General features: G+C 69.0%; 18 protein-coding genes. 10 read left to right on the forward strand and 8 right to left on the reverse strand.

The genetic code is table 11. The features are described from left to right. Positions 1–60: 60 nt before the first annotated feature. Genes ACQY5G_RS03180 through ACQY5G_RS03200 form a run of 5 tightly spaced genes read left to right on the forward strand, consistent with a single transcriptional unit; the run spans position 61 to position 5,010 of the window. The gene (locus tag ACQY5G_RS03180) at positions 61–1,011 is read left to right on the forward strand and encodes an ABC transporter ATP-binding protein (RefSeq protein WP_428276924.1); all 951 of its coding nucleotides are present in this window, start codon (positions 61–63) and stop codon (positions 1,009–1,011) included. Continuing rightward, positions 1,008–2,339, forward strand: a complete 1,332-nt coding sequence (locus ACQY5G_RS03185) for an ABC transporter permease (RefSeq protein WP_428276926.1) — start codon at positions 1,008–1,010, stop codon at positions 2,337–2,339. Before ACQY5G_RS03180 ends, ACQY5G_RS03185 begins: the two co-directional genes overlap by 4 nt. Continuing rightward, positions 2,321–3,178: a substrate-binding domain-containing protein gene (locus tag ACQY5G_RS03190; RefSeq protein ID WP_428276928.1), complete on the forward strand. Its 858-nt coding sequence runs from the start codon at positions 2,321–2,323 to the stop codon at positions 3,176–3,178. The genes ACQY5G_RS03185 and ACQY5G_RS03190 overlap by 19 nt, the downstream gene beginning before the upstream one ends. Before the next feature lie 9 nt (positions 3,179–3,187). Further along, entirely contained in the window at positions 3,188–3,886 is a 699-nt protein-coding gene (locus ACQY5G_RS03195; RefSeq protein WP_428276930.1) for an ABC transporter permease, read from the forward strand. After that, positions 3,883–5,010 carry an ABC transporter ATP-binding protein gene (locus ACQY5G_RS03200; protein ID WP_428276932.1) on the forward strand — a complete coding sequence of 376 codons (1,128 nt, stop codon included), beginning with the start codon at positions 3,883–3,885 and terminating at the stop codon, positions 5,008–5,010. The genes ACQY5G_RS03195 and ACQY5G_RS03200 overlap by 4 nt, the downstream gene beginning before the upstream one ends. A gap of 17 nt (positions 5,011–5,027) precedes the next feature. On the opposite strand, the gene ACQY5G_RS03205 is transcribed toward ACQY5G_RS03200, so the two are convergent. After that, positions 5,028–6,260 carry a carboxypeptidase regulatory-like domain-containing protein gene (locus ACQY5G_RS03205; protein WP_428276934.1) on the reverse strand — a complete coding sequence of 411 codons (1,233 nt, stop codon included), beginning with the start codon at positions 6,258–6,260 and terminating at the stop codon, positions 5,028–5,030. 187 nt (positions 6,261–6,447) lie between these two features. Here ACQY5G_RS03205 and ACQY5G_RS03210 point away from each other — a divergent pair, with 187 nt between their 5' ends. Beyond that, entirely contained in the window at positions 6,448–6,900 is a 453-nt protein-coding gene (locus ACQY5G_RS03210; RefSeq protein WP_428276936.1) for a hypothetical protein, read from the forward strand. 65 nt (positions 6,901–6,965) lie between these two features. Here ACQY5G_RS03210 and ACQY5G_RS03215 read toward each other — a convergent pair whose 3' ends face one another. Both ACQY5G_RS03215 and ACQY5G_RS03220 read right to left on the reverse strand, forming a co-directional pair. Continuing rightward, positions 6,966–7,235, reverse strand: a complete 270-nt coding sequence (locus ACQY5G_RS03215; protein ID WP_428276938.1) for a hypothetical protein — start codon at positions 7,233–7,235, stop codon at positions 6,966–6,968. Beyond that, positions 7,232–7,522 (reverse strand): hypothetical protein, encoded by a 291-nt coding sequence (locus ACQY5G_RS03220; protein ID WP_428276940.1) that lies wholly within the window; start codon positions 7,520–7,522, stop codon positions 7,232–7,234. Before ACQY5G_RS03220 ends, ACQY5G_RS03215 begins: the two co-directional genes overlap by 4 nt. A 148-nt stretch (positions 7,523–7,670) precedes the next feature. Here ACQY5G_RS03220 and ACQY5G_RS03225 point away from each other — a divergent pair, with 148 nt between their 5' ends. From ACQY5G_RS03225 to ACQY5G_RS03235, 3 genes are all read left to right on the forward strand, one after another. After that, on the forward strand, positions 7,671–8,849 hold the full coding sequence (locus ACQY5G_RS03225) for a serine hydrolase domain-containing protein (protein ID WP_428276942.1): 1,179 nt from the start codon (positions 7,671–7,673) through the stop codon (positions 8,847–8,849). Continuing rightward, the gene (locus ACQY5G_RS03230) at positions 8,846–9,940 is read left to right on the forward strand and encodes a carboxypeptidase regulatory-like domain-containing protein (RefSeq protein ID WP_428276944.1); all 1,095 of its coding nucleotides are present in this window, start codon (positions 8,846–8,848) and stop codon (positions 9,938–9,940) included. The genes ACQY5G_RS03225 and ACQY5G_RS03230 overlap by 4 nt, the downstream gene beginning before the upstream one ends. Positions 9,941–10,030: 90 nt before the next feature. Further along, the gene (locus ACQY5G_RS03235; protein ID WP_428276946.1) at positions 10,031–11,404 is read left to right on the forward strand and encodes an MATE family efflux transporter; all 1,374 of its coding nucleotides are present in this window, start codon (positions 10,031–10,033) and stop codon (positions 11,402–11,404) included. 133 nt (positions 11,405–11,537) lie between these two features. Here the strand turns inward: ACQY5G_RS03235 and ACQY5G_RS03240 are convergent, their stop codons facing one another. Then, the gene (locus ACQY5G_RS03240) at positions 11,538–11,909 is read right to left on the reverse strand and encodes a hypothetical protein (protein ID WP_428276948.1); all 372 of its coding nucleotides are present in this window, start codon (positions 11,907–11,909) and stop codon (positions 11,538–11,540) included. A gap of 4 nt (positions 11,910–11,913) precedes the next feature. On the opposite strand from ACQY5G_RS03240, the gene ACQY5G_RS03245 reads away from it, so the two are divergent. Then, positions 11,914–12,183 carry a hypothetical protein gene (locus ACQY5G_RS03245; protein ID WP_428276950.1) on the forward strand — a complete coding sequence of 90 codons (270 nt, stop codon included), beginning with the start codon at positions 11,914–11,916 and terminating at the stop codon, positions 12,181–12,183. 40 nt (positions 12,184–12,223) lie between these two features. On the opposite strand, the gene ACQY5G_RS03250 is transcribed toward ACQY5G_RS03245, so the two are convergent. The 4 genes from ACQY5G_RS03250 to ACQY5G_RS03265 form a co-directional block, all read right to left on the reverse strand. Next, positions 12,224–13,639 carry a carboxypeptidase regulatory-like domain-containing protein gene (locus tag ACQY5G_RS03250; RefSeq protein WP_428276952.1) on the reverse strand — a complete coding sequence of 472 codons (1,416 nt, stop codon included), beginning with the start codon at positions 13,637–13,639 and terminating at the stop codon, positions 12,224–12,226. 19 nt (positions 13,640–13,658) lie between these two features. Further along, positions 13,659–15,104, reverse strand: a complete 1,446-nt coding sequence (locus tag ACQY5G_RS03255) for a carboxypeptidase regulatory-like domain-containing protein (protein WP_428276954.1) — start codon at positions 15,102–15,104, stop codon at positions 13,659–13,661. Between the two features lie 94 nt (positions 15,105–15,198). Next, complete coding sequence (locus ACQY5G_RS03260; protein WP_428276956.1) at positions 15,199–16,422, reverse strand: 6-bladed beta-propeller; 1,224 nt, start codon at positions 16,420–16,422, stop codon at positions 15,199–15,201. A gap of 195 nt (positions 16,423–16,617) precedes the next feature. Then, on the reverse strand, positions 16,618–17,949 hold the full coding sequence (locus tag ACQY5G_RS03265; protein ID WP_428276958.1) for a TonB family protein: 1,332 nt from the start codon (positions 17,947–17,949) through the stop codon (positions 16,618–16,620). Positions 17,950–17,994: the final 45 nt, after the last annotated feature.

Genomic DNA, 17,994 nt, shown 5'->3' on the forward strand with positions numbered 1-17,994 from the left:
GGGGCGGCAGACGAGTCCGCTGCTTGGCGACGGGTGCGGGCAGTCCGTATGATCGGGGCCGTGAATACACCGGCCATTCGCCTCCGCGGCGTCACGAAGCGCTTCGACAGGAAGACGGCGGTCCGCGACCTCGACCTCGAGATCCCACGCGGATCGATCTACGGGCTCATCGGGCCGAACGGCGCCGGAAAGACGACGACGCTCCGGATCATCCTCGACATCATCGGGCCCGACGCGGGCTCCGTGGACGTCTTCGGTTCCCCCAACGTCGAGGCCATGCGCACCCGCATCGGGTACCTGCCGGAGGAGCGCGGCATGTACCAGAAGATGACGGCCGCGGACCACCTCGCGTTCTTCGGCCAACTGAAGGGACTGAAGCGGAAGGAGGCGCTCGCGCGTGCCCGGTCCGGGCTGGACGCGGTGGGTCTCGGCGACCGGGCGGACGACAAGGTGGAGACCTTCTCGAAGGGGATGGCCCAGAAGGCCCAGTTCCTGGGGGTCATCCTTCACGAACCCGACCTGCTGGTGCTCGACGAGCCCTTCAGCGGCCTCGATCCGCTGAACGTCGAACTGTTCAAGCAACTGCTGCAGGAACGACAGCGGGCCGGAGCCACGATCCTGCTCTCGACGCACCTCATCGAGGACGCCGAGCGCCTGTGCGAGCGGGTGTGCATGATCGCGGGAGCGACCAAGGTGCTCGATGGCCGGGTCCGCGACATCAAGGCCGCGGCGGGGCGGCGCGACATCGCGCTGTCCTTCGAGGGGAACCCCACGTTCCTCGATGCGCCGGACCTCATCGAGGACATCTCGGCGCACGGCACGTACGTGGAGGTCCGCATGCTGGAAGGGGCGGATCCGCAGGCGCTGTTGCGGCGGGCGGTGGACGGCGGCGCCCTGATCTCGCGCTTCGAACTCATCGAACCCTCGCTGCGCCAGATCTTCATCGAGAAGGCGACGGAGGCCGGACTCTCGCACGAGGACGAGAGCGAAGACGACGAGGCGGCGGCATGAACCCGTTCACACCCAGGGTCGCGGCCGTGATCCGCCGGGAGTTCATCCTGCGCGTGAAGTCGAAGTGGTTCCTCCTCTCCACGCTGGGCCTCCCCGTGCTGATCGTCGGCCTCGGCGTCCTCTCCGCCTTCCTGGCCGTGAGAGGGGCGACGGATGCGGGCGAGGAGCGCCGGCTCATCGGGGTCGCCGATCCCGCCGGGCTGATCGGTGACCTCCTGATCGAGGAGTTCCTCGCGGACTCGCTCGACGCCGTGCGCGCCGCGGACATGGAGGCGGTATCGGTCGACGAGGCGCGGACGCGGCTCGCCGGCTCCTCGTACGATCTGCTGCTGATGATCCCGCAGAGTGAGGGCCGGCGCTCCGCGGAGATGCCGGGGGCGACGCCGGACGCGGACGAAGGGGAGGGCGACGACGAGCGGACGACGCTGCTCGCGCGGGCCAGCGTGCCTTCCGTCATCGAGGGCTCGGTCCGTGGCGCCCTTCAGCGGGCATCGGTACGGGCGCGCCTGCGCTCGATCGGCGTGCAGAGCATCGATCCCGGCGCGCTGCTCCAGCGGACCTCGTTCGACGTCATCAACGTCACGGAGTCCGGCGAAGCGCGGTCCCAGGATATCTACCGGGCGCTCAGCTTCGGCATCGCGTTCTTCTTCTACTTCATCCTGCTCATCTACGGCCAGATGATCGTGCGGGCGATCCTCGAGGAGAAGCAGTCCGACATCGTCGAGATCATGGTCTCCTCCCTTCGCCCGTGGGAACTGATGCTGGGCAAGATCGTGGGCGTCGGCGCCGTGGGTATCGCGCAGATGGCCGTCTGGGCGCTGGTCTTCGCGCTCGCGGCGGTGTACGGCCTCACCGCCGGGGCATCCACGCTGGCGGAGGCGGGGATCGACATCGCGAGCATCCCGGTCCCGTGGGGCACGCTCGTGTTGATGTTCTTCTTCCTCGTCTTCGGCTACCTGCTCTACGCAGGCATGTTCGCGGGGGCCGGCGCCACGATCAGCAACGAGCACGACGCCCAGCAGGTCATGCTCCCGATCACGATGCTGATCATCCTCCCCTTCATCGCGACGCAGGGCGTGATCCAGAGCCCGAACGCGGGCTGGGGCGTCATCCTCTCCCTCGTGCCGTTCTTCAGTCCGCTGGTGATGCCGGCGCGGCTGTTCGCCACCTCGGTCCCGGTGTGGCAGTGGCTCGTGTCGCTGGTTCTGCTGGGAGTCTTCGTCCTCGGGGCGGCGTGGGTCGCGGGTCGCATCTTCCGGGTCGGGATTCTGATGAAGGGCCAGCGCGCCAACCTGCCGCAGGTGCTGCGGTGGATACGCCACGGTTAGCCGTCCCTGACAGACGCGCGCGGCGAACCTCCTTCGCCCTCCTCTTCGCCCTCGGCGGGGGAGTCTGCGCGGGGGCGTGCGGGACCGACTCGGACACGTTCGTGCTCGGCGCCACGACGTCCACCTACGATTCGGGCCTGCTCGAACACCTGATCGCCCGCTTCAACGAAGACCATCCCGGGCTCCGGGTGCGCACGGTCATCGCGGGAAGCGGCGAAGCGCTGCAACTCGGCCGCACGGGGGACGTGGATCTCCTGCTCGTGCACGCGCCCGAAGCCGAGGCACGCTTCGTCGAGGCGGGGTACGCGCCGCGGCGGAGTCCCGTCCTCGTCAACGGGTACGTGATCGCGGGGCCGCCCTCGGATCCGGCCCGGATTCGCGGGGCCGCATCCCCCTCCGAGGCGTTCGCGACCCTCGCGCGGGGGGAGCACGACTTCGTCTCGCGCGGCGACAGTTCGGGCACGCACTACCGCGAAATCGCCTTCTGGCGCGAGGCGGGGGTGACCGGGGGCGGTGCCTGGTACGTGGAGTCCGGACAGGGACAGGCCACGACGCTGCACGTGGCGAGCGAACGCCGCGCCTACGTCCTCACGGATGTCGCGACGCTCGCGATGCTCTCGCCGGTGCTCGACCTGGATCCGCTCGTCGCGGACCACCCCTCGCTGCGCAACGTCTACTCGCTGCTCGCGCCGCGCGCCGCGGCCCGGCCGGAACGGGCCGCCGTCTTCGCGGACTGGCTACGCTCCGGAAACGGGCGCCGCGCGATCGGGGAATTCCGGGTGCGGGGCGGCCCGGAGGCCCTCTTCGCCCCGTGGCCCCGCGACGATCCGACTCCCTAGATTCCGCGCGTGGATCCGCTGCTCGAGGCTCTCCGGCTCATCACGTCGGGTGACCTGTACGTCTGGAACGTCATCCTCCGCTCTCTGCAGATCAGCGGATCGGCGCTCCTCCTGGCCATGGTCATCGGACTCCCCATCGGGATCGCGGTCGGGCTGACGCGATTCCGGCTTCGCCTGCCCGTGGTCGCGGTGATCAACGCGGGTCTCGCCTTCCCTCCCGTCGTCGTCGGCCTCGGCGTCTTCCTCCTGCTCTCGCGGGCAGGTCCGCTCGGCGACCTGCAACTCCTCTACACGCCGGCCGCCATGATCGGCGCCCAGGCGATCCTCGCGGGCCCGTACATCGCCGCGGTGAGCCTCGCCGCCGTGGAGAACATCCCCCCGGACATCGCGCTTCAGGCGCGGGCGCTCGGCGCGAGCCGGCGGCAGGCGATCCTCCTGCAGCTGAGGGAGGTGCGGACGTCGCTCGTGGCCGCGGTGGCGGCGGGGTTCGGGGCCATCATCAGCGAGGTGGGCGCGGTGATGATGGTGGGAGGCAACATCCTCGGCGAAACCCGGGTGATGACGACCGCGATCGTGCTGGAGACGCGGCGCGGCAACTTCGACGTCGCGATCGCCATGGGGATCGTACTCATGCTCATCGCTCTCTGCGTGAACGCGGCGCTCCTCCTGCTCGGCCGGCGGGCGATCCGCCGCGGGCAGGTCGCGTGAACGCCGCGAGCGGACCGCTCCTCGGCGGAGTCGGCCTGCGCCGGAGCTACGGCGGAAGGACGGCCGTCGAGGTGGACCGCATCGAGCTGCGGGAGGGCGAGATGCTCGCGGTGTTCGGGCCGAACGGGGCCGGGAAATCGACGTTGCTGCGCCTTCTCGCCATGCTGGAGAAGCCCGACGCCGGAGAGGTCGCGTTCCGCGGCGGGTCGGGACGGCCGGCCGAGCGGGCGCTCCGGGCCGCGTCCGCGGTCGTGTTCCAGCGCCCCCACTTCTGGAGCGACTCCGTCGAGTACAACGTTGGGCTCGGGCTGGCCCTGCGCGGCGTGCCCCGGCCCGAGGCCCGCGCCCGCTCGCGCGCGGTGTGCGAGCAACTCGCGATCTCGCACCTGCTGGGAGCCCCGATATCGCGGTTGTCCGGGGGGGAGGCGCAGCGCGTGGCGCTCGCGCGGGCGCTCGTTCTCGACCCGGAGATCCTCTTCCTCGACGAGCCGACGGCGAATCTCGATACGGATTCGCGGCTCGACCTCCGCCACGACCTGGAGCGCGTGGCCCGGGAGCGGGCGACGAGCGTCTTTCTCATCACCCACGACCGGGGCGAGGCCTTCCACCTCGCGGATCGGGTCGCCGTGATCCGGGACGGGAAGCTGGTCCAGACGGGCACGCCGAAGGAGATCTACGAGAATCCCGCGGACGTCTACACGGCGCGCGTCACCGGGGCGGAGTTCACGATCTCCGGCGCCGTGACGCGGGCGCACGAGCGCATGGTCACCGTCGACATCGGGGGCGCTTCGCTCGTGGCCCTCGGCGAGGCGGTCCCGGGGACGCCGGTGAAGATCGCCTATCGGCCAGAGGACCTCGTCCTCGGGCCCCCGGACGTCCCCCCCGCGGATCTGAGCACGCGCAACCTGGTCGTGGCGACGGTGGAGGAACGGCGCGACATGGGCGGGCTCGTGCGGCTGCGGCTTCGCGGTCCCGTCGAACTCGTGGCCCTCGTCACGCTCGACGCGGCGGAGGAGCTCGGCGTCGAACCCGGCGCGCGCTTCGCGGTACGCGCGAAGGCCACCGCGCTCCATGCGTTCGCGGCGGCCCCGCCGGCCCCAACCCTGCCGGATCCGGCCAGTTAGGGCTTTTCCGCAGCCGGTTAGCCCGAATTCCGCCGGAGCGCGGGGCCCGTCCAGATGACGATGGCTCCGCAGCGCCCCACGGCCCCGCCGAACTCGGCCGGCAACTCGCTCGGGCCTCGATAGACTTCGATCCCGGCGATCTCGGACGGCGAGACGAAGTTGTCGATCGATTCGCCGGCACCGCCGTCGCGGATCACGCGCACGCCGTCCAGGTAGACGTTCGCGTTCATGCACCCGTACTCGGCGCGACTGCTCAGGCTGGGCACGCCGCGCGTCATGCGGATGGTGCAGTTGTTGTTCGCGCCTCCGGTGCACTCGGTGCGCACGCCCGGAATCCGTCCCAGGTAGTGCGTGACGCGGATCGCGCCGGCGTCCTGGATGTCGTCGCGCGTAAGGAATATCCCGGCGCCGATCGCCTCGCCGAGTTCTCGCCGGTCGTAGAACCCCTGAAGCTCCAGCCGCTTCTCGCGCAGTGCCGTGACGACGATCGGTGCGAGTTCGATCGGGTCCACGCTGAGTTCGAAGTCCACCTGCACGGTTCGATCGCTCGGGAGGCGCACCAACTGGTCCAGGGGATCGAAGGTGAGGTGGTCCACGGTCACGCGGTACATCCCCGGATCGAGGTCGGTGAACATGAAGCGGCCGCTGCCATCGGTCATTCCCTGCTGGTCCTCCGCCAGCAGCGTGTCCGAAAGAACGACGTTCGCGGCTTCCACCGGACGGCCGGACCGCCGATCCACCACCCGACCCACGATTCGGCCGGGCACGGTGAGCAGGCGGGCGAGCGCACCTTCCTCCACGCCCACGAGGATGTCCCACCCGGCGGGGGGGCCGGGTGCGATGTTCACTCGCGTCGGCTCCGTGCGGAAGGACGTGAACCTCGCGCTCACCGTGAGATCCTGCTCGGGCGGGAGACCGCAGAGGACGTACACGCCCTCGCTGTCCGCATCCACCGAGACGGTGCGCTGCCGTCCCTCGCGTTCGGTCCAGCTCGCCGTGACGGTGGCCCCCGGAATGAGTATTCCCTGAAGCGTATCGCGGACGACGCCGGCGAGACCGGTGAGGGACGGATCCGTCCCCGCCGGACACGTCACGATGCCATGGGGCGGGGTAAGGGTCAGGCTCTGAGCGGCGAGACGAGACCCGGCCGACGTCAGGATGGCGGCTCCCGCCAGGGCGAAGGACGCGACCCGGCAGACGGCCCTTCTCCGCGCCTGCGCCTCCGAACGAACCTCTCGCTGTGTTCGCATCCCGCAGTCTCCGCCACGACGTCGACAAGCCACGCATGGAAAGTAATGCGGGCGCGGTTCGCGCACACGACACGCGACGCGCCGGGGCCGCCCCGGACCTTCAGGGATTTGCGACGGGCGACGGTATTGCGAGACACTCCCGCACGCTGTCACTCTTTCGAGGGTTCTTCGGCCGCGGAGTCTCATCTTGCAAATCGTGCGAAACCGGCAAGTGCGCTACGCAATCGGCGTCGTTTGCATCCTCGTTGGATTGTCCGGCTGCCTGGATCTGGGGATCGGAATCTCCCCGACCGTGGGGAACATGCTCTCGTCCGTGGTCAGCGAGGGATCCGCCCTGCCCGAGTTCGCGCGCGCCGCCGGGGGGCCCGGATCCATGCGAGTCTCGGGCCAGATCGTGGGCCGGCTGCGGTGCGATTACCTGTCCCCCGATCTGCGGGAGGTCGACGGAGGGCTGGAGCTGGCCATCACGATCGTGTCGGGCCGGCAGGGCTGCAACAGCCGGACGCCCTCGACGCTGTCCTACGTGGCGAACATCTACAACGTCGAGCCCGGGTCCTGGTCGATTCTCGTGGAGCACCGCTACGAAGGCGTGGACGGAACGCCCGGCGAGCGGCTGTACGACGTCGTCACGGTAAACTAGCCGCCGGAAGCCCGCGCCCGCAGCGTCACTCCAACGGCTACAGCGTCACCCCGGCGCTCGCGGCGTCACTCCAGAGGCTTGGAGCGGGAATGGAGTCCCAGCAGATCCGCGTCGCTCATGTCGGCCAGCGCGCGCGTGGCCTCGGCCACGCTGCGACTCTCGTGTGGCAGCCAGCGCGGTGGCGCGAAGGGGTCCTCGAGGCACACGAAGTAGATACGGGCCGCGTGCGGCGTATTCGGCTGGCCGCCCGAGACGTAGGCTTCCCAGCGGACCATTCCCCCGTCGAGGAAGGTGCGGGAGAGCGCCTTCTTCGGATCCACCCTCGCGCCGCTCACACCTTCACCGAGCGCGCGAGCAGTTCGCGGAGTCCCGCCTCGTTCATCTCGGACACGGCCTGCTTCGGCACCTTGGAGATCCCCGGCGGCGCCTGGTTGTAGCGCTGGGGGATGGTGATGTCGTCCTGGTTCCGGAACATCACGAGCAGCCGGGGCGACTGCTGCGTGGTGCCCGAGAAGATCGAGAACTCGGCCTCCCAGGTGGCCCCGGACTCGCTCTTGAACCGGGTTCGGGCGCTGTCCGCAGCCCCATCCATCCGGAAGATCAGTTTCTTCAGAAGCGACATGGGCGCCACACTAGGCGAGTCGGGCGCGACCCGCCAGCCCGCGGCCAGCCTGAAGGCTTCCGGTGCGGGCGAGAAGCTGCGACTATGCATTGGATTCGAGCCCGGCGGAGGGTTTGCGGCCATCCGTCGGCCACGCAAGGAGAACGTCATGCCGGTCCACCGTCGCTCGTCCCGCGCCGCTGCGGCGCCCCGCCTGTACTCTGCGACGATCGTCTTCCTTCTCGGCGTCTTCGTCCTTCCGTCCGTTGCGGCCGGTCAGGACGCGGACGTCATCGACGCGTTCTCGCGGCGGATCGCGGCGGATGTCGAAGCGGACGGCATCGGCGGGATCACGGCGGCGGTCTTCAAGGGGGATCAGGTGCTGTGGGCGCAGGGGTTCGGCTGGGCCGATCCGGCGAACCGCGTGCCCGCGGGGGTGCGAACGATCTACCGGACCGGATCGATCTCGAAGTCGGTGACGGCGATCCTGATGGCGGACCTCGTGGAGGAAGGGACGGTCGCACTCGATGACGCCGTCGTGGACCACCTGCCCGAGGCCGCCGGCTTCGGGGACCCGCCGGCCGACATGGCGCCGATCACGTTACGGCAATTGGCGAGCCATACGGCCGGCCTCATTCGGGAGCCCGAACTCGAAGGCGCCGCTGCGGGGCCGATCGAGGACTGGGGATACAAGATCGTCGCTTCGATCCCCCACACTCGCTACGACACGATGCCCGGAGCCCGATATCAGTACTCCAACATCGGGTACGGCGTCCTCGGCTACGCGCTGCAGCGGGCCGCCGGGACGTCCTTCATGGACCTCGTCGAGGACCGCCTGTTCGAACCCCTTGGGATGCGCTCCTCGACCTTCATCGTCGGCCCCGACCTGTGGCGGCGAGTCGCGGTGGGCTTCGCGAACGGAGCCGACGGCGTCGTGAACTCCGACTTTCCGGCGCTCGAGCACGACGGACGCGGATACAAGGTGCCGAACGGCGGTGTCTACGCGACGGTCGGAGATCTTGCGACGTTCGCGGCCGCGGTCATGGGCATGACCGAACACGAACTCCTGGAGCCGGCGACCCGACGGGAGGTCATGACGGTCCAGACGCCCGAGGATCCCGACGCGGGGTACGGACTCGGCTTCTCGATTCGTCCTGTCGCGCTCGAGGGCGGCGCCGTGCGGTTCGTCGGCCACGGCGGTTCCGTCGCCGGATACAACATGTACCTCGTGTTCGAACCCGAGAGCGGCTACGGCGTCGCGCTTGGCCGCAACTACAATCGCGGCGCCACCAACCTCGGCGAGGCCGGGAACGGGCTCCTCCAGGCGCTGCTCGAGGCCGGCGGTTGACCTCCCCCACCCGTCCGCTCCTCCGCGGCACCGCGCCGCTCCTCCTGCGGGCAGCCGCTCTCGCGCTGGCGGCGGCCGCTCTCGCGCTGGCGGCGGCCGCTCTCGCGCCGTACCCGGCCGCGGCGCAGGAGGAAGAGGAAGAGCGGGTCCTCCGCATTTGCCGGCAACTCGGTCAGGCGGAGCTCGAAGTCGGCATCGAGGGCACGATCCGGGACGATGAGAGCAAGGTTCCGCTGCCAGGGGCGACGGTCGTGATCCGCTACGAGGCCGAACGCGGGCTGCCGACGCCGGAGGACGTGCGGCTCGAGGCGGATGGGCGAGGGCGATACCAGGCCTGCGGCCTCGAGGCGTTTCGGGAGATCCGGGTGCGCCCGAACTATCGGTCCCGGCGCGGGAAGGAGCGCAAGGTCGAACTCGACCGGTCGAAGTTCGTCGACCTCGAGGTGGATATGGGGGACGCCGCCTTCGTCGTCCTCTCCGTCGTGGACGCCGCTGACGGGCGACCGGTGGCAGGCGCGCAGATCGACTTCTCCCCGCTGCCCGTCTCCGGGGTCACGGATTCTCTCGGACGCGCGGCGTTCCGCTCCATGCCGCCGCTCACCTACGGTCTGCGCGTCGCGCACATCGGTTACGCGCCCCTCGAGACCGACATCAACATCCTCACGGACCAGAGCGCGGAATTCCGCGTCGAACTCAACACCCGGGCGATCGCGCTCGCGCCGATCGAGGTGAGAGTGACCGGCCGCGACCCGTTTCTGCTCACGTCGGGGTTCTACGAACGCCGCCAGTCCATCGACGAGGGCTACTTCGCGACCTACCCGGAGATCGACCAGTTCGTGCACCTCGGGCAGGTGTTCCAGTTTAAACGGGAACTCTCCGTCCGGTACCGCCGGAACCAGCTCATCCTCCTCAACGGCCGGCCGGCCGGCCGCCTCGGGTTCACTCGGAGAAACCTGGACGAACTGAAATTCGACACCGTTCGGGGCATCGAGGCGTACAGGTGCAGCGAGGCGCCGCCGGAGATCATGAACCAGGTGCCGAACGCCAGGCTCCTGACCGACTGCAACCTCGTCGCGATCTGGACGTACTGACCCCCCGAGACCGCCTCCTCCTGACAGGACGATTCCTTGAGCGACACTGGTCGGCCCGAAGGGGAAACTGCGACTCCCCCACGTTCCGGAGTGTGGAGGACGCTTCGGGCGCTGCTGTGGGGAACGCACGAGGACTTCACGTCGGGAAGCCTGAACCGCGGGGTCCTGCTCCTCGCCATCCCGATGGTGCTGGAGATGGCGGGGGAGTCGCTCTTCTTCCTCGTGGACATGGCTGTCGTGAGCCGGCTCGGGGCCGGCGCCCTGGCCGCGATCGCCCTCACGGAAGCGATGCTGTCCGTCATCTATTCGATCGCGATGGGCCTCGCGATGGCCACCACGGCGATGGTCGCGAGACGGACGGGAGAGAAGGACGAGCGCGGCGCAGCGAGGGCCGCCGTGCAGGCGATCGTGCTGAGCGTCGGGATCGCCGTGGTCCTCGGCCTCGCCGGGGCGATGACGGCCCCGTGGCTGCTCCGGGTCATGGGAGGATCCCCGGAAGTCGTCGCCGCGGGCACGACCTTCGCGCGCATCCAGCTCGGCGGGATGGTCGTCATCATCCTCCTCTTCGTGAACAACGCGATCTACCGGGGGGCGGGCGACCCATCGATGGCCATGCGTTCCGTGTGGCTGGCGAACGGGATCAACATCGTGCTCGACCCCGTGCTCGTGTTCGGCCTCTGGATCTTCCCGGAACTCGGCCTCCCGGGCGCCGCCGTGGCCACGACGACCGGACGCGGGATCGGGGCCGTGTACCAGTTGTGGCACCTGTCGCGCGGCGAGCGCATCCGGGTGCGGCGCGACGACCTCCGGGTCCGTTTGCCCGTCATCGGCCGGCTAATCCGCGTGTCGGTCGGGGGCGTGGGCCAGATGCTCGTGACCCAGGTCAGCTACATCGCCTCGATCCGGATCCTGTCCGAGTTCGGGACGATCGCGCTCGCCGGCTACACGATGGCCATCCGCGTCGTCATCTTCATCATCCTCCCCGCCTGGGGCCTCGCGAACGCCGCCGCCACGCTCGTGGGCCAGAATCTCGGCGCGGAGAAGCCGGATCGCGCCGAGCGGGCCGTCTACCTCACGGGCTTCTGGAACATGCTGTTCATGGCCGTGGTAACGGTCGTTTTCGTGGCCTTCCCTGAGCCGATTCTCGCGCCGTTCGCCCCGGACCCGGAGACGCTCGACGTGGGCGTCCGCGCGCTCCGGATCATCAGCTACGGGTACATCTTCTACGCCTGGGGCATGGTGACGATGCAGGCCTTCAACGGAGCCGGCGACACGGCGACGCCGACCTGGATCAACATCTGGGTCTTCTGGTTCTTCCAGCTCCCCGTCGCGGCGCTCCTCGCGTTCGGCGCCGGGTGGGGCGAGACGGGCGTGTTCTGGTCGTTCGCGGTCGCCTACTCCCTGTCGGCCGTCGTCGGCCTCTACCTCTTCCGCCGCGGCCGCTGGAAGCAGAAGGAGGTGTAGCTCGCGGTCGGTGCGGCGCTCTACGTGTCCTCTCAATTGGTGTGCCTGATAATTGCCAGTGCGCCAAGAAACCGGTTCCACGGATCTGCTCGGCCAGGTGCAATAGTCGTGTCGCGCCGAATCACTGGTTGCCTCAGCTGTAGCTGCACGCACCTTCCAGCCCCTTCCGTCGCCAGCCGGCGGGATCGGTCCCAAGCTGACTTGACGCCGAGACGAGGGAGTCGTCGAGGTCGAACTCGTGGGGACGAGCCGCAATCGGGAGACGGCGAAGGCCGACTTGACGAGCTGTCGAAGGGAGGATGCGCGAAGGTGGAATGGGTGGGCTTGATCCTGGCACCAGGAAGGTGTTTTGACGGAAGACCTCGAGGAGATTGCCGATCGCGTCGTTGTCGTGGCCGGAGGGAAACTTGTGAGTGACTGCGATATCCCGGAGGGTGCGGCGCCGACCGGCCTTGGCGGTGCGCTTGTCCCCTGCACGTACCTCAACGAACATCGGGACGTCCATGCAGTTGCTCCGTGAACGAGGTGTCACGTGTGCAATCGGGAAGGCGCTCTTCGATGACGAGGGCCGAATCTGGGTCGCCCGCTTCGAGCCCTTCGTGTTCGTCGAGAGGCTTTACTACGTGCTCGAACCCGATGGCGAACCTGTGGCGCGACTCCGGATCCCGGCGGAAAAACGGGCGCTGCTCTCCGGCGTTCGCGGCGATCGAGTGCTGCTGGCCGGAAAGGACGCGCTCGACGTCCCGCGGATCGAGGTCGTACGGATCCGGAAGCCCTGACGCCTGGGGTCTGGTGACAAGGAGGTGTAGGCGAACCAGGCTAGGCGGAGCACCGGATGCGGCCCGGGGACCCGCTAGACCGAAGCGCGAGCACGACGCGAACCTGCGCCCCCTCGGCGACATCTACGGTCTGCACGGAGCTGTCGAAGCCTCCACACAGGGCACGGATCTTGTATGAGCCCGGGGGAAGACCCGTCAGCGAGAATGCGCCCGTGCGGTCCGTTACGGCGCGGAAATCCGTATCGTCGACGGTGATACGTACGGCCTCGAGCGGCTGGCGGGTCACCTCGTTGACAGCGAGACCCGTGACCGATCCCGGAGGGGTAACGGGCGCGCTGAGCCTCACCTCGGCGCCCGCCCTGGCCGGAACCACCGAGGGAAGGCCCGAATGGGGGCCGTAGGCGGCCGTCAGTTCCAGGGTTACGTCGGCCGGGAGATCGCACAGCCGGTATCGTCCGATCGAGTCTGTGCGGACCACGGTTTCGACGCGTTCGAGGCCGTTGGGATCCTCGGGATTCGCGTAAGACGCGAACACATGCGCGGCGGGTAGCCGGACCTGAGTAACCTCGTCTTCCACCAATCCGTTCACCGCCACTTCGCCGGACCGGCCGGCGGGCTCGCACAGGTTGACCTCGATCTTGGGGATCTCCGCCTCCGCCGCCGTCCAGTTGGACCACAGGATGATCGCGCCGCAGGTCATGGTGCCCGGGTTCCAAGCAAAGAACGGGATCTTGCTACCGGGTTGGTACAACTCCGCAGCACCGACATCGTACGCCGAAAGTTCTTCCAGCAGTGTCGGGATCGGCTCCGCGGGAGAACGGGCGGTTCCCGCCGGATTCAGGGAGTACGACCTGCTCGTCCCCCAACCGTCGGCCTGTCCGACCGGCCTCCGGTCGAGGTATACGGGGATCTTTCGGCACCGCGGCAACGGGGCCCGCATCTGGAGAGTCGACATGAAGTCCGAGAGCCTCACGAAGCCTACCTTGTTCGCCTCGATCCATTCGGGCTCAAGGAAGACGCCCCAGCCCTCCTCCATGCGTTCGTAGAAGCCGGACTCCGCGAGGCGGGGCGGGCGTCCTTCCACGTCGACTTCGAGCGGATCCAGCGGGATCGCTTGCGGCTGCAGGCGCACATCCAGCCGCGGTGGGGCCTGGGAGCCGATCTCCAACGGGGCACTGAGGACCTCGTAGCCGAGGCGCCGCACGGCGAGCGTGTATGTCCCCGGCGCAACTTGAGCGAAGGCGAACGCGCCGTCGGGTCCCGTGATGGTTTCCCGAGCCGAACCCGACGGGTCGGCCAGCCGGACTGTCGCGCCTTCGATCGGCTCGCCCGTTCCATCGTCGGTGATCGTCCCCTCGATCCGAACCGCCTCCTGGGCGTTCGCGGCGTCGGGCAGGAAGGCGTTCCCCGCCACGAGGACGACGGCCAGAGCCAACAGAGGGACCCTCTTCGTCATCCCTGGCAGCCCTTTCCGGCTAGATGGAGCACGTGCCGCGTCTCGCAAGTTGCGTCGAGCGCAGGTGGAGGACGAGGGCCACGCTCCCTCCCTCGGCCAGTTCCACCTCGTGCGTGGGACCCGTATACCCGGCGCACACGGCCCGTATCCTGTAGGACCCCGGCGGAAGATCCTCGAGGGAAAACCTGCCCGCCCGGTTCGTCACGGTACCGAAGTCCGTGTCGACGAGCACGACCCTTGCGCCCTCGATCAGTTCCGAGGTCGCCTCGTTGAGGACCATGCCGGTGATCGAAGCCGGAGACGTCACCGGCACCGTCAGCCTCAGCGCGTCGCCGTCCGCCGCCGCAATCGCAACGGTCGGCCCACCCATGTGAGGGCCGTACTCCGGCGTAAGTTCCATGATCGTACCCGCCGGCAGGTCGCACACGCGATACCGACCGAGTGAATCCGTGCGGGCAACCGTTTCCACGCGCTCGAGGCCGTCGGGATCCGCCGGGTTCGCATACGACGCCGACACGTGCGCGGCGGGCAGCCTGACGTCGGTGATCTCGTCCTCCACGAAGCCTTCGAGTGCGACCTCTCCCGGACGGCCGCCGGGCTCGCACAGCTTCACTTCGATCTTCGGTACCTCCGGCAGACGCGCCGTCCAGTCGGACCACAGGATGATCGCGCCGCAGCTCATGGTCGCGACGGTCCAGGCGAACATCGGGACCTTCGTTCCGGGCTGGTAAACCTCGGCCGCGCCGAGATCGGTCACGGACAGCTCTTCCAGCAGCGGCGGAAGGCGATCCAGGCCCGCAGTGAAGATCCCTCCCGGATACTGCCCGCTCGTCCCCCAGCCTGGGGTCGTGCCGATCGGTCGCCGGTCCAGGTACACCGGTATCTTCTCGCACCGGGACAGGGGGGCGCGGCCGTGGAGGACCCACAGGAAGTCCCTCAGCCTTACGAACCCGACCGTGCTGGCTTCGACCCATTCGGGCTCGAAGAACACGCCCCAGCCTTCTTCCAGCCGGTCGTAGAAGCCGGACTCCACGAGACCGGGCGCGCGCCCCGCCACGTCAACGTCCAGTGGCTCCAGCGGGATCGCCTCCGGCTGCAGGCGTACGTCGAGCTGCGGAGGCGCCGCCGCGCCGATCTCCAGCGGGGTACTGAGCAACTCGTATCCGAGGCGACGCACGGCCAGCGCATATGTGCCCGGCGCAACCTGAGCGAAGGCGAAGGCGCCGTCCGGCCCGGTGATCGTCTCTCGAGCCGAGCCGGATGCATCGGCCAGCCGGACGGTCGCGCCTTCGACCGGCTCTCCCGTCCCGTCGTCGACCACGGTTCCGGCGACGTCCACCGCCTCCTGAGCCGCCGTCGTCTCCGGCGCCGAGCCGAGGATTGCGGCCAGCGCGACGGCGAGCAGCGTCGCCCGTACCGGCGTGGCCCGCAGTCCACGCCTGTCCCGTTTCCGAGTCCCTGTCATGTGGACATCCGCGAGGTTGGAATGGCCCGGAGCTTCAACTTCGAGAATACACCACGCCTCCGCTTGACTGTAGACGCCGCAAGCGGCGTGAACGTCACCGTCGCGGCTCGGTCTCCAGCTGCGTGTCCGGCGCCATTTGCAGTACGCGGACGATCGGGTAGCCCAGATCGTGCGCATCGGCGTAGGCGATGAGGCCGTCGGGGCCGAACGCGTCCGGGATCCGCAGGCCCCCCGGCTGGATCGAGCCCAGATACCGGGCGTCCGGTGTCACGATGTCGATGGGGCCCTCCTCGCCCGGCAACCCCGTCCGCTCGACCCAGAGCCGGCCCTCGAAGTCCACCGCGAGTGCGTCGATCACGGGGATCTCGTCGGCAAACGTCATCTCCTCAATCGTCGTCCGCCGGGCCGCGGTCATCTGCTCCTGAAAGTCGCTGGGAAGGGAGATGCTGCCCCCGAGCGAGGAGCTGAAGCTCAGTCGCTGGCCGAGTTGCGCGAGCCGCCGCTCCCGCTCCGCGTCGCGGATGGCGTTGGTGACCCGGATCGGAGCTACCGGACGCTCCAGGGCGTCCTCGACGGTTCCGGTCGTATCCACGAGTTTGATGCGGTAGGCGACCGAGTCGACGACGGCCAACCGCCCGTCCGGCAGCGGGACGAAGGAAAGCAGGGGATCGAACGCCCGTACGGCGCTCATCGTAAACTGAAAGCTGCCGCCGTCGGTGCTCGCGCCCTCTCCGGTCGGGGGCGGCGGATCCCAGGCGACGTACCGGACCTCACGCTCCCCATCCGGACCGTAACGGAGGATCGGACGCTCCGCCTCCCCGCCGGCGGGGCCGGTGCTGATGGACATGCTGCCGTCCGCGCTGCCCGTCATGCGGGTCTCGATGTCTGTCAGGATGCTCCCATCCGACAGCCAGGCACGGACGAAGTTGGGCATCCCTCGCTGAGGATCGAAGGGTGCCGATTCCAGATACTCGCCCTCGGGAGTGAAGAACTGGATCCCGCGCCGCGAGCGGTCGAAGACGGCGAGACGGCCATCGGCGAGGAGTGCCATCGACCGTGGTTCGGACAACTCTCCCGGTCCCTCGCCCTGCCGGGATATCGTCCGGAGGTGCGCACCGTTGCGGTCGAAGACGACGATATGCGCGGCCTGCTCGTCCAGCACGAAGAGGTCGCCGGCTTCGTTGAAGACGAGGTCGGTTACGGTGCCGAAGATCTCCCAGTCCTCTCCATCGAACGCGCCGACGGTCCATGCGGGCTCCCACTCGGGGACAAGCGAGAAGTCGGGGCTGTCCAGATCTGCCGACTCGCCGCCGGGCATCGCGCCCCCACCGCCGACCCCTCCGCATGCAGCGACGAGGCAGAGGACGGCGCCGGACAAACACCGACGCGAGGTTGGGTGGATCGAGGCTGGGCGGATCATGGTTCCTCCCCGGGTTTGTCGTCTCCCGCTCCCGGGAAACTGTCGCCCCGAGGATGGTTGCGCAGCGGGGCCCGCCGGCCCCGCTGCATCACGCTACATCACCTGGAACGACAGCCACTGCGAAACCCAGACGGCGGTCGGCTGACCCTGGTTGCTCGCGGGCCGGAAGCGCATCTGCTCGGCGACTTCCGCGGCGGCGCGGTCCAGCGCGTCTTTGCCGCTGCTCGTTTTGAGTTCGTGGTTGGCGACGGCGCCGGACAGGTCGACGTACAGCCACATCTCGACCCGGCCACCGATGCCCGCATCCATCAGTTCCCTCGGATAGGCGCTCTGGAGTGCCCGCTGGACCTCGCCGACGTTCTGAAGCACCGGGGGCGTGTCGTACGCGACGAAGGTCGGCTGCTCCGCCTGCGCGGCTCTCTCGGCCAGGCGGGCCAGCGGGTTCTCCTCGATATCGAGACTCCGGCCGGCATCGGCTTCGGGCGCGGGAGCATCCATCGACGCCTCGGGCTGCGGGAGGCCCAGGACGAGAATGATGGCGAGCGCCGCCACGCCCGAAGCTCCCAGGGTTCTCGGAATGCGGAGCCGGGCCAGCGGTTCGGTCATGCGGCGCAGCCGCCGCTCCACGGCCGGCTTGCGTTCGGCGAAGGCGGCAGCGGCCAGCAGCGGCGCGGAGACACGACCTCCCACCGTGATGAGGGCGTCCGCGTAGTCGCGCGGCGACTCGCCCTGCTTCAGCACACGCCGGTCGCAGTCGAACTCGATCGCCAGCCGCAGCCGCGACACCTGCCACCACAGGAACACGTTCCACGGCATCAGCACGAGGACCGCGACCGCCGCCGAGAAAAGACGGTGGTCACCGGCGCGTTGGTGTTCGCGCTCGTGCAGGAAGACCAGGCGCAACAGGCGGTCTTCGAGTTCGGGGATCCACCTCGGCATCACGACGACCGAGCGCCGGATTCCGACCACCGCCGGGCCCCGGTCGTCCGCGATCAAGACCGGCGACCCGAGGACGCGACCCGGCGTCCACGCCCGCATCTCCGACCGCAGGCGCCGGTGCGCCCTCGCGAGGTGGAAGAGCATCCCCGCTGCAAGCAACACCCAGACGCCGCCCGCGAGAGCACGCATCGTGGAGGTGTCGAACCACGCCGTGGGTTCTGCCGATTGGGGCGCGACGGGCGACGAGGTCACGACCACGGCCTCACTCAACCCCACGAGAGGAGCCCAAGGTGCCGCCCCCATGCCGGGGAGGAGGCCGGGAGCGAGAAACGCCGCGGACGGGAGCGTCACGGAGCCGACGACCGCCGCGAACCAGCCCCAGCGCACCGGCTTCCGGAAGTGACCTAACGCCCGCTCGGTCGCGAAAGCGGCCAGGGCGAGAAGCCCCGAAACCAAGAGGCAGTACCCGATCCAGGCGATGACCATGTCCCTACTCCTTCAAGCTCAGGCGTTCGTGCATCCCTTCCACGG

Origin of the sequence: Candidatus Palauibacter sp. (assembly GCF_965261555.1) — a bacterium.
GTDB lineage: Bacteria > Gemmatimonadota > Gemmatimonadetes > Palauibacterales > Palauibacteraceae > Palauibacter.

Bases quoted from the DNA above. Each gene is read 5' to 3' on its own strand.
- ACQY5G_RS03265 (WP_428276958.1), bottom strand. From the start codon at position 17,949: ATGGTCATCGCCTGGATCGGGTACTGCCTCTTGGTTTCGGGGCTTCTC.
- ACQY5G_RS03225 (WP_428276942.1), top strand. From the start codon at position 7,671: ATGCCGGTCCACCGTCGCTCGTCCCGCGCCGCTGCGGCGCCCCGCCTG.
- ACQY5G_RS03185 (WP_428276926.1), top strand. From the start codon at position 1,008: ATGAACCCGTTCACACCCAGGGTCGCGGCCGTGATCCGCCGGGAGTTC.
- ACQY5G_RS03255 (WP_428276954.1), bottom strand. From the start codon at position 15,104: ATGACAGGGACTCGGAAACGGGACAGGCGTGGACTGCGGGCCACGCCG.
- ACQY5G_RS03205 (WP_428276934.1), bottom strand. From the start codon at position 6,260: ATGCGAACACAGCGAGAGGTTCGTTCGGAGGCGCAGGCGCGGAGAAGG.
- ACQY5G_RS03240 (WP_428276948.1), bottom strand. From the start codon at position 11,909: ATGGACGTCCCGATGTTCGTTGAGGTACGTGCAGGGGACAAGCGCACC.
- ACQY5G_RS03260 (WP_428276956.1), bottom strand. From the start codon at position 16,422: ATGCCCGGCGGCGAGTCGGCAGATCTGGACAGCCCCGACTTCTCGCTT.
- ACQY5G_RS03220 (WP_428276940.1), bottom strand. From the start codon at position 7,522: ATGTCGCTTCTGAAGAAACTGATCTTCCGGATGGATGGGGCTGCGGAC.
- ACQY5G_RS03250 (WP_428276952.1), bottom strand. From the start codon at position 13,639: ATGACGAAGAGGGTCCCTCTGTTGGCTCTGGCCGTCGTCCTCGTGGCG.